This is a genomic window from Flavobacterium sp., from assembly GCF_040379285.1.
Lineage (GTDB): Bacteria > Bacteroidota > Bacteroidia > Flavobacteriales > Flavobacteriaceae > Flavobacterium.
Genome location: NZ_JBEILJ010000033.1, coordinates 1 through 12,626, shown reverse-complemented (window position 1 = coordinate 12,626; position 12,626 = coordinate 1). Strand labels below are relative to the sequence as shown.

At 42.2% G+C, this 12,626-nt stretch carries 10 protein-coding genes; 2 read left to right on the top strand and 8 right to left on the bottom strand.

Translation table 11 applies throughout. The annotated features are described in order from the left end of the window. Positions 1-3: 3 nt before the first annotated feature. Positions 4-939 (bottom strand): GLPGLI family protein, encoded by a 936-nt coding sequence (locus ABWO12_RS08185; RefSeq protein ID WP_353088295.1) that lies wholly within the window; start codon positions 937-939, stop codon positions 4-6. Between the two features lie 125 nt (positions 940-1,064). On the opposite strand from ABWO12_RS08185, the gene ABWO12_RS08180 reads away from it, so the two are divergent. Next, the gene (locus tag ABWO12_RS08180) at positions 1,065-1,856 is read left to right on the top strand and encodes a hypothetical protein (RefSeq protein ID WP_353088293.1); all 792 of its coding nucleotides are present in this window, start codon (positions 1,065-1,067) and stop codon (positions 1,854-1,856) included. Then, on the top strand, positions 1,856-2,470 hold the full coding sequence (locus ABWO12_RS08175; RefSeq protein WP_073361517.1) for a deoxynucleoside kinase: 615 nt from the start codon (positions 1,856-1,858) through the stop codon (positions 2,468-2,470). The genes ABWO12_RS08180 and ABWO12_RS08175 overlap by 1 nt, the downstream gene beginning before the upstream one ends. A 20-nt stretch (positions 2,471-2,490) precedes the next feature. Here ABWO12_RS08175 and ABWO12_RS08170 read toward each other — a convergent pair whose 3' ends face one another. The 7 genes from ABWO12_RS08170 to ABWO12_RS08140 all read right to left on the bottom strand — a co-directional run. Beyond that, positions 2,491-4,953, bottom strand: a complete 2,463-nt coding sequence (locus ABWO12_RS08170; RefSeq protein ID WP_353088290.1) for a glycoside hydrolase family 2 protein — start codon at positions 4,951-4,953, stop codon at positions 2,491-2,493. Beyond that, on the bottom strand, positions 4,946-5,617 hold the full coding sequence (locus ABWO12_RS08165) for a copper homeostasis protein CutC (RefSeq protein WP_353088289.1): 672 nt from the start codon (positions 5,615-5,617) through the stop codon (positions 4,946-4,948). The genes ABWO12_RS08170 and ABWO12_RS08165 overlap by 8 nt, the downstream gene beginning before the upstream one ends. After that, positions 5,614-6,612: an isoaspartyl peptidase/L-asparaginase family protein gene (locus tag ABWO12_RS08160; RefSeq protein ID WP_353088288.1), complete on the bottom strand. Its 999-nt coding sequence runs from the start codon at positions 6,610-6,612 to the stop codon at positions 5,614-5,616. Before ABWO12_RS08160 ends, ABWO12_RS08165 begins: the two co-directional genes overlap by 4 nt. Before the next feature lies 1 nt (position 6,613). Continuing rightward, on the bottom strand, positions 6,614-8,878 hold the full coding sequence (locus ABWO12_RS08155; protein ID WP_353088286.1) for a glycoside hydrolase family 20 protein: 2,265 nt from the start codon (positions 8,876-8,878) through the stop codon (positions 6,614-6,616). A gap of 71 nt (positions 8,879-8,949) precedes the next feature. Beyond that, the gene (locus ABWO12_RS08150; RefSeq protein ID WP_353088284.1) at positions 8,950-11,385 is read right to left on the bottom strand and encodes a sodium-translocating pyrophosphatase; all 2,436 of its coding nucleotides are present in this window, start codon (positions 11,383-11,385) and stop codon (positions 8,950-8,952) included. A 239-nt stretch (positions 11,386-11,624) separates the two neighbouring features. Continuing rightward, positions 11,625-12,155, bottom strand: a complete 531-nt coding sequence (locus ABWO12_RS08145; protein ID WP_353088282.1) for an inorganic diphosphatase — start codon at positions 12,153-12,155, stop codon at positions 11,625-11,627. A gap of 240 nt (positions 12,156-12,395) precedes the next feature. After that, on the bottom strand, positions 12,396-12,626 hold a 231-nt coding region (locus ABWO12_RS08140; RefSeq protein ID WP_353088281.1), incomplete at its 5' end, for a hypothetical protein.

Below are 12,626 nucleotides of genomic sequence, written 5' to 3'. Positions count from 1 at the left end.
GGATTAACGAGAGAAACGCATTTCCATTCGTCGACCGCCACCGGGACCGCCATTCATTTCACGAAACTCCTCCATTTTTTTCAGTACAATATCGTCGTACTCTTTTTGTTTGACCTCTTTCCCGTTGGTAGGTGCTTTGATTTCGGCCTTATCTTTCGGATTTAATACAATTTTGGAACACAAAATAATCGTCTTGCCATCGTTGACTTCCAAAATCAACCCGGGAAGTCCCCAATACCCTTCAGGTCCTTGATTAATAGGAATTTCAGGCGTATACCATGCAGTGATTGTGATGTCTTTGGGCAAATCAAAATCTTCCATAAAATTGGTACGGGTTTGTTTTTTCTCCGTGGTTGCCTCAGCTTTCGCCTCAGTAGTTCCCTCTTCTTTCTTGGGTTCAGCTGCCGTTTCTTCCTTCTTTTTGGGTCGGAAATTGCGGAAATCGGTTTTGCTTGCTGGGATAACACAGGTCGCTTTAAAACAGTTGTAGCCCCCTATTTGCTTGGTCTCACCGGTCATTTGCCATTTGTAGTGGGTCAATGTATCTTTTACTAAAAACTCCTTGCCCATAAATTCCTTATCGACGGTATACATTTGGTCTTTCACATTTTTGTAGTAGGTTCCGCCGCCGCCCATAAACGAGCTCATCATTCGGAAACCGCCGCCATTTTGACCGGGAGCATCCAATTTTTCTTCTTCTTTATATATAGAGGCTTGCTTATCAAATTGAAGCACGAATGTTTTCTCAAACATTTTTTTCATGCGTTCTTCAATCATTTTTTGCATTTCAGGCGTCATGTCTTTGTTGCCTTCAAAACGGGACTTAAAATCGGCGGTACTTGTTTTGGATTCATACACGGCCATGCCTTGAAAATCCTTTTGGGCCAATGTCAAAGAAGAAAAGCACAAAGCTAATCCGAGAAAGATTGTATTTTTCATATTAGATAAAATTATTTTTTTGGTTAACAAATATGACGAGGCTTAAGCCAAAAAGTTACCAATATTATGTTAAATTGCATTTTAGACCTTTTAAATAATCCAAAGGTTTAAAGTATCTTAGCTGTATGAAGTTACGCTGGCTCCTATTATTCTGTCTTGCGCTCCCTTTTTGGGGGGAGGCACAACTTGAAACGCAGCAGCCCGAAAAGCGCTCTCATCTTGCTATTCAGGCCGATGCTTTTTGGGGGTTTGACGGGTTGGGGAACTATTTTTACAGCAAAAACAATGTGTTGTTTAAACACCATGAATCGGGTGTTATGCAATACCAAAATCTTCCCTTTGGCAAATTAAAAAGTGTAGATATCACACAACCGTTGCGTCCCATTTTGTTTTACGAAAATTTCAATGCGGTGGTAGTGTTGGATAATTTTTTAAATGAAATTCAAGTCGTCGAGTTTTCAACTATTCCAACACCCATTATGATTACAGCCGTAGGAATGGCCAATCAAAATCGCTTATGGGGGTACGATGCTGTGATGCAACAAATTGGGATGTACCACCTAACCACGGGCTCATTTAGTCCCATTGGAAACCCTGTCCCTGGAAGTTGGAAATATTACCAATGTGCCTTCAATAGCTTAACTTGGATTGATGCACAAAACCGTTGGAAATCAATAACCATTTATGGCCACATAAGCGATTACGGCCAACTCCCCGAAGGCATGTATTACTTTGTGAATGAGAACGTCGTGTTGCTATACAACCATGAAACATGGACGCTAATGAATAGGCTTACAGGAAAAAAATCCAGCTTTGAAATTGTTGAGAAATCGGTCAAAAATTTTTCGTGTAACGACCAAATTTTATCTATTTTTACCGCAGAAGGAATTACAAATTATAAAATCACCGTACCCTAATGCACATCGCAGTCGCAGGAAATATTGGCGCCGGAAAAACCACTTTAACTCGGTTTTTGGCGAAACATTACAAGTGGGAACCCCATTATGAAGACGTTGTTGACAATCCCTATTTGGATGATTTTTACCATCAAATGGAGCGCTGGTCGTTTAATCTTCAGATTTACTTTTTGAATAGTCGTTTTCGCCAAATTTTACAAATTCGCGAAAGCGGGAAAAAGATTATTCAAGACCGAACGATTTATGAGGATGCCCATATTTTCGCCCCCAACTTACATGCGATGGGATTGATGACGAATCGTGATTTTGAAAACTACAGTTCCCTATTTGAACTCATGGAAGCTTTAGTTAAAGCGCCCGATTTACTAATTTACCTTCGAAGTTCTATACCCAATTTGGTGAAGCAAATCCACATGCGAGGTCGCGATTATGAAAATACCATTTCAATTGATTATTTAAGTCGCCTAAACGAACGTTATGAAGCGTGGATTCATACCTATGACAAAGGTAAATTACTGGTGATTGATGTCGATCATATTGATTTTGTCAATAATCCTGAAGATTTGGGAACAATTATCAACCGAATTGATGCTGAAATCAACGGATTGTTTTAAGCTATAGCCCAGCTCGCTTGCTAGGGAATTGTATCAAATAATGAGATTATTTTCACCGTATCGGTTGGTCGATCGGTTTTGATAATTCTCGGAATCCCAGGAATTACATCAAAAAAATTGTCGCCAAAAGAATGACCGTCTGCTTGTAGAAATACATTTTTTGCGAGGGTATTTGAGTAGACTTCCATCAATGTTTCGCCTACAATTTTTACGTTAATCGTTGGTTTTTCAAGTCGCAATTCCTTTGGTTTTACAAAATAATGGTAGGCCACAGTTTTTTTATGATTGCTGGTGAACTCTATGTATAAAACCGATTTTTCCTTTACAAATTCAGGGAAAGCCATAAACGGAATCGGCATTAGCGCAGTGTTTTTTTCAACTTCCAACACACATTCTTTGGAAGCACTCCATAGTTCTACCCCCGAAAAATCGATCAATCGTACCGTTAGGATTCCTGCATTTTCCTCCAAAATATCCGTATGCCCATGAATTGAAATGCCTGTTTCATTTTGTGTCACCGCTAAAAATATAGGAGCAAAACTTTCTTTAATTTGATAATGGGATGCCTTCCATTGACCGAGATAATCTATGGAACTCCAAGAAGTTACCGGCCAACAATCATTCAATTGCCAATAGAGACTGCCCATACAATAGGGTTTGGCCAATCGATGGGCTTCGATCGCGATTTTCATTCCTCGAGCTTGCAATAGTTGAGAAACATACTGGTATTTTTCAACATCAGCAGGCACCCAAAAGTCGCGTTGCATGTATTCATCAATAGTAGCATACCCCGTAGGGTGTTTTTGATGGTGTCGAACGGCTTTTGAGGTTAACGACAAGGGTTCGCCATCAGACAAATAATGTAATGTTTGTAGGGATGGCATGGCTTGAAACCCGTATTCGCTCATGAATCGCCCTACTTTTTCCCTGTATTTTTCAAAAGGTTCTTTTCCCCACCACACACCCCAATAATGGGAATCGCCTTGGCTTAGACTTTCTTTTCGACCCCAACCGATGGAGGGAGAAGACGGCCAATAGCGGTTTTCATTCGATGGTAGTAATCGCTTTAAAGTATTTGGAATACGTTTATGAAACAACTGCTCGTAGTCGTTCCAAATGCGGGTAGAATCTTGAGCCGTATACTTGTATTTTTTTTGCCAACCCCAATTGTGCCAGCCTTCATCGCTTTCGTTATTACCACACCATAAAGCAATAGAGGGATGATTTTGCAAGCGTTTGACCTGATCTTCAACTTCCTGTTCAACCGATTGTAAATAAGCTTCATCCCCAGGATACATGGCACAAGCAAACATAAAGTCCTGCCAAACCAAAATTCCTTTTTCATCACAAGCGGCATAAAACGCATCATCGGCATACACACCACCACCCCAAACGCGGAGCATATTTTGATGGGAAAGTCGGGCGTTCTCCACCAAGGCTACCCATTGTGCGGGAGTCGTACGCGGCACAAAACTATCGGGCGGAATGACATTCGAACCCTTCATAAAAACGGGTTTTCCATTCAGTTTGAAATAAAAACTCTTGCCTTGGGCATCGGCCTCTTGGACCAGTTCGAGCGTTCGAATACCTATCTTTAGTTCCCGTTGCTCAATATGTTTTCCTTGCTCTTGAAGTATTACGGATAGGGTATACAAATGCGGCGCTCCCAATCCGTTACACCACCATAACTTGGGATTTGTAATCGTCAAGGGGAAATCGAGTAGGGTTGTTCCCTTTTTCACTGCGACACGGTGCATTTGGTTGTTGATTAAAAAATCGAGCGTCGTAGAAACAGTGCTTTCCAAAGCAACCTTTACCTTAATTTCGGCTTTTTCGGGAGTAACGGCAACTTGTTCATGAAACACCTGTTGGATACGCACATCATTCCAAAACTGCAATTTAACGGGCTTCCAAATGCCGCACGTTACTAAGCGTGGCCCCCAGTCCCAACCAAATTGATAGGGCGCTTTACGGGCAAAAACACGGTTATCATCGGGCAATGGGTACGGTAACTTTTGGGCTAACCTATTGGTTTGCGCTACTGCGGACTTAAATAGAATTTTCAATTGATTTTGCGCTTTCGCGAAAGGCTTGATGTCGACGCGCCAAGTGCGAAACATATTATTCGCCTCTAGAAGGGATTGCCCATTCAGAAAGACACTCGCGAACGTATCCAAGCCTTCAAATACAAGTTCGATATGGGCATTTTGAAGCTCTTTTGGGGTCAGCGTAAATGTCGTTTCATAGACCCAATCTTCGTTTTCAATCCACTGTACCTCATTTTCATTGGATTGTAAAAAGGGGTCCGGAATACGCTGATTGGCTAGTAAATCGGTATGAATAGTCCCGGGAACTGTGGCTTTTAGTTTCTCATTTTTTTCCAACTGATGTACGGTCCATGACAAATTACGTAAGTCTTTCTCAACCACTTGAGCGGTGAGTCCGAACGACCAAAAAAGAAAAAATAACCACTTTTTACGCATTGGACTCTTTTTTTAAGGCTATAATTTCTTCGGGATTAGCTAAGGTTCCTTCATCGGTAATTGCAGAAGAATGTACAAAATGCACCCCTGTAGTGTGTACAATTTGACGAACATTAGACGAACGTAATCCGCCACCCGGCATAATTGTAATTCGATCTCCCGCATGTTGTTGCATCGCTTGCAGTTCGTATAAACCTTCTAATACATTGGCTTTTGTTCCTGAAGTGAGTACCGTTGAAAAGCCACAATCGATAATTTGTTCTAGGGCGATTTCCCAATGCTTCACGCGATCAAAAGCTCGATGAAACGTACACGGAATAGGATGTGCGAGTGCAACTAATAGTCGGTTGCGCGCTTCATCCAACGTGTCGTCTTCCTCTAATATTCCGAAAACCATACCATGCACCTGCAGCTTTTTGAATGCGGCAATACTGGCTTTCATCGTCTGAAATTCTTCATCCGTATAGACAAAATCACCTCCCCGTGGACGCACCATTACAAAGACAGGAATGGGCACTTGGATTAAGACTTTTTGTGTGGTATTAAAATCAGGAGTGGTTCCCCCAACATCTATTCCGGCACACAATTCAATTCGATCGGCACCGGCTTGGGCTGCGATAATTGCAGACTCGGGATTAAAACAAGCGATTTCGAGTTGGATCATTTTAAATAATAACTTGCGTCAATCAAACGGTTGCCTGTAGCATCGTGCACGGCATAATTGAATCCCCCTTGCACGCAATAGGAACCATAATTTCCTTGTTTATCAAGGGCAATGAATCCTACTTGAATATCTTTGAGATTCTTTTTGCGGTTTTGGGTCAGTTTCACGATGCGCATCACCGCTTCTTCACAAGCTTGTTGCGGCGACTTCCCTTGGCGCATAAGTTCAACCACCAAATGACACCCGGCAATACGAATTACTTCTTCACCTTGTCCGGTAGCAGTGGCAGCGCCTATTTCGTTGTCAACATAGAGTCCAGCTCCAATAATCGGCGAATCACCTACTCTACCGTGCATTTTATAGGCCATACCGCTCGTAGTGCAGGCGCCCGACAGATTTCCGGCCGTATCAAGAGCGATCATACCAATGGTATCGTGGTTTTCGATATTGACTTTGGGTTGGTATTGACTCGTTTTCAGCCATTCTTTCCATTCTTTTTCGGAAGCTTCTACCAATAAATTCTCCTTTTTAAATCCTTGCGACAAGGCAAAATCCAAGGCCCCTAGCCCGACCAACATCACATGGGGCGTTTTTTCCATGACCGCACGTGCCACGGAAATGGGGTGCTTGATATGTTCGAGACAGGCTACCGAACCAATATTGGATAATTCATCCATGATACAAGCGTCAAGGGTGACTTTGCCATCGCGATCAGGACGTCCGCCGTAGCCCACACTGCGCTCGTTGGGGTCGCCTTCGGGAATACGCACACCAGCTTCCACCGCATCGAGAGCACGGCCCTTTTTGGATAAAATTGACCAAGCTGCTTCATTGGCTTGCAACCCGAAATTCCACGTTGACAAGACGATTGGTTTTGTCCCTACGAGTGAAGAAACATCTCCCAATTCGACGGCTTTTGAGGTCCAAGAAGTGAGTGACAACCCTACGGTTCCGATGGCAGCTGATTTTAAAAATTTACGACGGGTATTTTCCATATTATTCTACGATTAATTCATCAACAAACAGCCACGAACCGTTTCCAGCGCCGGGCATGCCTTCTTGAATTATACCATTATTTTTAGCTGTTACTTTTACGAATTGGGCTTTTACTTTTTTCCCTTTCCAATCGATAGTTCCTTTGGCTTTTTGGATTTCGGATGGGGAGAAAGAAGCTACTTTTTCGAAACGTATTCCATCGGTAGACACTTCAAAGATGACTTCTTTGGGGAAATAAATCCAACTTGACGGACTTTCGAGTGTCCCCAAATTAAGATGTGAAATGGATTGTTTTTTCCCTAAATCAATCAGAGCGACCAAATCGTTACCATAGAATCCCAACCAATCGCGGCCAAATTTTTGGGGATCGCCTTTGACCCCATTGACCAAAGCAAATGCACCACCTGTATTGTAGCGTTTATCGGGTTGATTCTGAAAATTGACCAAACAACTGGTGGCTTTATGAATCGTAAACGCTTGCTCGGAAAGCGCACTTTTTTGCGTTTCATTTTCAAAATAGACCGCTTTTACCGTTTGCGATTGTTGTATTGTTAACACGGAAGAAAAAGTGGGTGATTGCGCAGTGGGCTGACTCCCATCCAATGTATAATGAATATTCGCTGGATTTTGGTTGGATTTCAATACATACATTACGCCATTTTCGCCCCCGGGATTTGGCATGACCTCAGCGGTAATTTCGAAAACAGCTTTGCTAAAGTTGATTTTTTTGGCTTCCCAATCTTTAAAATGTTGGGTCACACGGTTAAAAAAATTAGAATAGTTATTGGGATTTGCCGTTCCCCATAACACTTCGGAAAGTGCAGTCATTCGGGGAAAAATCATGTATTCAACCTGTTCAAAAGTAGGGATGTATTCGGTCCAAACATTGGCTTGTGCCCCGAGAATATATGTAGCTTCTTCCGAAGTGAGTTCGCTAGGAATGGGTTGATAGCTGTATACTTTTTCCAATGGCGTATAGCCACCAATCGCTAGGGGTTCGTTTTTGGGTTCCCCCTGATAATGATCAAAATAACAATGTGATCCCGGCGTCATCACCACTTGATGTTTTTGTTGTGCCGCTGCGATTCCGCCTTCCGTACCGCGCCAACTCATTACGGCGGCATTGGGTGCCAATCCACCTTCGAGAATTTCATCCCAACCGATGATTTTTTTGCCTTTACTATTGACAAATTTTTCAATGCGTTGGATAAAATAACTTTGCAATTCATGCTCGTCTTTCAGGTTATTATCCTTCATGCGCTTTTGGCAACGGGAACAGGCCTTCCAGCGGGTTTTGGGACATTCATCGCCCCCAATGTGGATGTATTGCCCCGGAAATAAGGCCATCACTTCAGTAAGCACCTCTTGTAAAAAAGCGAAGGTTTCTTCTTTGGGACAAAATACATCGTCCAAAACGCCCCATTCTTTGGCCACTTCAAACGGCCCGCCAGTACAGGAAAACTGGGGATAAGCCGCCAATGCCGCTCGTGCGTGACCCGGCATTTCAATTTCGGGAACAATCGTAATATGTCGGATCCGCGCATAATCCACGACATCACGTATATCGGCTTCGGTATAAAAGCCGCCGTAACGTTCGGCATCAAATTTTTGATCGTTGTAATGCCCTACCATCGAACCGTTACGCCAGGCGCCAACTTCAGTGAGTTTCGTATACTTTTTAATTTCGATACGCCAACCTTGATCGTCGGTAAGATGCCAATGAAACGTATTGTACTTGTATGCCGCGAGGTAATCGATGTATTTAAAAATGGCTTCTTTGGGGAAAAAGTGGCGACTTACATCAAGGTGCATGCCGCGCCATTTGAATCGAGGAGCATCTTTAATGATCCCACAAGGCAGCTTCAATTGATCTTTTGGAACACTGAGAAGCAATTGGGTTAACGTTTGAAAACCGTATTGAACTCCCGTGTAATCGCCTGCTTTCAAGAAAACTACTTTGGGATTAATTTCCAAAACATAGGCTTCGGGCGCGATACTTGTCTCTAGTTGAACCACAATGGCATTTTCAACGACTCCCGCTTTATTTGAAATGTAAACGGCTTTTTTTCGAGCGCGAACTTCATTAATAAAAACTTCAGCTTCGGCATCCATTTCTAGGGGAGCGGTGAGGATAATTGTTTCATCAATGCTAAAAAAACCCTCTTGGAACGCGACAAATTGCGGTTGGGGAATCAGGGGATACTCTTGTTGCGCCCACATCCATGTGGAACATAGTAGAAAAAAAAGAGAGAGCTTACGATACATTCCTTAACTTGTTTGAGGTAAATATAAAAAAAAAGCCCCACCGAAGTGAGGCTTATGATTTGTAGTGCAGATTATTTTTTATCTCCCGCTGCGCAACATCCAGCAGCGTCTTTGGAAGCTATAAATTTTCCGTCTTTATCGTAATGTGATAAACATTTTTCTTTTTCTTCAGGAGAGCACCCTAACGAATCGCACATTTTGGCACATTCCTCTTTGGTCATGGTGGCACATTTGCTCATGTCACATTTTTCAACCATAGTCGCATTTTGTTCTTTGCAAGCCGCGGCACAAGAAGCTTTATCGGCGCACATTTCTTTGGATGCACAAGCTTTTTTGTCGGTTGTTGCATGTCCATCACTTAAAATTGGCGCGATAACCAAACCAACTAAACACGTTAATTTGATCAAAATGTTCATCGATGGACCAGAAGTATCTTTGAATGGATCACCCACAGTATCGCCTGTTACGGCAGCTTTGTGCGCATCTGAACCCTTGTAGGTCATTTCTCCGTTGATCACCACTCCCGCTTCAAAAGACTTTTTAGCATTGTCCCAAGCGCCACCGGCATTGTTTTGGAAAATAGCCCAAAGCACCCCAGAAACACAAACACCAGCCATATATCCTCCAAGCGCTTCAGGTCCCATTAATAATCCCAAAATAATGGGAGTAATGATGGTGATTGCGCCGGGCAACATCATTTCACGTAAAGCTGCTTTGGTAGAAATATCCACACATTTACCGTACTCTGGTTTTCCTGTTCCTTCCATAATACCTGGAATTTCACGGAATTGACGACGAACTTCTTGTACCATATCCATAGCGGCTTTCCCAACGGATTGCATCGCTAATGCAGAGAAAACTACGGGAATCATTCCTCCGATAAACAAGGCTGCTAAAACATCGGCTTTGAAAATGTTAATCCCGTCGATACCTGTAAAAGTTACATAGGCTGCAAACAACGCTAAAGCCGTTAATGCAGCAGAAGCAATTGCAAAACCTTTTCCTACCGCTGCCGTCGTATTTCCTACCGAGTCTAACACGTCGGTACGTTGACGTACTTCTTTAGGTAATTCACTCATCTCAGCTACCCCTCCTGCATTGTCTGCAATGGGTCCGAAAGCATCGATGGCCAACTGCATAGCTGTAGTAGCCATCATGGCTGAAGCTGCAATCGCCACCCCGTAGAAACCGGCTAAGAAGTAAGCTCCCCAAATGGCAGCAGCAAAAAGAATCACCGAACCAAATGTAGATTTCATCCCCGTGGCTAGACCCGCAATAATGTTGGTCGCGGCACCTGTTGACGAATTTTGTACAATATTTAAAACGGGTTTTTTACCTAAAGCGGTGAAGTATTCCGTAATCGCAGAGATTAATAACCCTACTGCTAACCCTACTAATGTCGCATAAAATACATTAATGCGAGCTACTTCTTTCATGCCTTCGCCGAAAAAATTCATGCTAATTTTTTCAGGCAACATTTCACCGATCAAAAACCAACAGGCCACAACTGTTAAAGCAAGAGAAATATAGTTTCCTAAGTTCAAAGCCCCTTGAACTTCAGCTTCTTTGGCTTCGTTATTTTTGATTTTTACAAAAAATGTTCCGATGATAGAGGCTAAAATTCCGATACCTGCGATTGCTAGAGGCAACAAGATAGGTCCCATGTTCCCGAAAGCATCGGTAAATTGAGTCCCATTGGCCTCTGTCATATCTTTAATGATATAGTTTCCTAACACCATGGAAGCCAAAACAGTAGCTACATACGAACCAAACAAATCGGCTCCCATACCGGCTACGTCTCCCACGTTATCGCCCACGTTATCTGCGATTGTTGCAGGGTTACGCGGATCGTCTTCTGGAATTCCTGCTTCAACTTTTCCTACTAGGTCTGCTCCTACGTCGGCTGCTTTTGTATAAATCCCTCCCCCTACACGAGCGAAAAGTGCAATCGATTCAGCGCCTAGAGAGAACCCAGCAAGCGTTTCCAACACCATAGACATGTTGTCGTAGAACGATTTCCCTTCGGTGCTCATGAATTGGTTTAAGAAAAGTAAAAAGAAAATGCTCAATCCAAGTACTGCTAGACCAGCTACTCCCAATCCCATTACAGTTCCTCCTGAAAAAGAAACCTTCAACGCCTGAGGCAAACTTGTTTTGGCGGCTTGAGTGGTACGTACGTTAGATTTTGTTGCGATGCGCATCCCAATGTTTCCAGCAAGTGCTGAAAAGATAGCTCCAAAAATGAACGCTACCACGATCATCCAATGCGAAACTCCTGAAATTTGAGACACAGCAAACAAGGCTCCAGAAGCAATTACCACGAAAATGGCCAAAATACGGTATTCTGCTTTTAGAAAGGCCATCGCACCTTCTTGAATACTTTTGGCAATTCCTTGCATTCGTTCGTCACCCGCATCCTGCTTATTAATCCATGCGGCTTTAATCCCCATGAACAGCAATCCTAACACTGCCATTGCAATGGGCAGATAGATATACATTTTCTCCATAAAATTGGTTAGTTAGTTAATTTTAAATTTGAAATCGAGCAAAAATAAAGAAAAATAAATTCTGAGATTATGAATTTTGCCTTTTTGTTATTTATTTTCAAGAAAAGCGGTATATTCTTTTTTTGGAATCTCAAATTTTCGAGAGACTTGTAAGCAAATCGTTAATTCGTCATTAATTTATGCTATTATTAGGTCAAAAAAAAGAGCTACCTTAATGACAACTCTCTTTTTTCCTATTTTTATTTGATACTAAACAATCCTTCGGGACGATTTTCAATAGCCGCAAAACGATCGACACATTGTTTGATAATTTCTCGGGCTTCCGTCACATTCCCCCATCCGTGTACATCCACTTTTTTGTTTTCCAAATCTTTATAGACTTCAAAAAAATGTTCGATTTCCTTAAGCATGTGAGGATTTACGTCGCTTAAGTCATTTAATTTGTTCCAAACGGGATCAGAAACCGGTACACAAATAACTTTTTCGTCGGGCCCTTTATCGTCGGCCATGTGGAAAACACCTATGGGTTTTACCTCCATGACACACATAGGAAAGGTAGGCTCGGTAACCAATACCAATACATCTAGTGGATCGCCATCCAAGGCTAAGGTTTCGGGAATAAATCCGTAATCGGCGGGATACATCATGGAGGAGAACAACATACGGTCGTAGCGAATTTTCTTTAACTCAAAATCGTACTCGTATTTGTTGCGACTTCCTTTAGGGATTTCAATTAAAACATCAAATGTATTTTTATGATCTGCAGTCATTTCTATAGCTTTTTAGAGGGGGCAAATTTACAGCCTGAAATAGGTTTTCACCAAACACTTTTCCTCAAAAATAAAGGGCTACACACGTATTTATGAATCCGAAATTTATTTAACCTAAAAAATAAACGATGTGTTTTTTTACCACAAATTTATTGCCAAATTAACAGCGCATATTATTCAAAAAAAAAACCGAAATCAAAAGAAGTGATCTCGGTTAATTAGACTGAAAATTAGGTTTGTTTAAAAATAGAACCCAAACTCTCCTTTGATGGTAAAATTGCTAGTTCCGGGTACATCGCGGTAATTGCCGCGCCAACAGGCATCAATTCGAAACACTTTAAAGATATTACCAATCCCCACACTGTATTCCCAATACGGCGTAGCGGGAGCTTTGTAAACCAATCCTGAGGCATTTAAGAGTCGGTTTTCTTCCGAAAAATCGCCATAAGCTCCTCGAATTCCGATAATTTC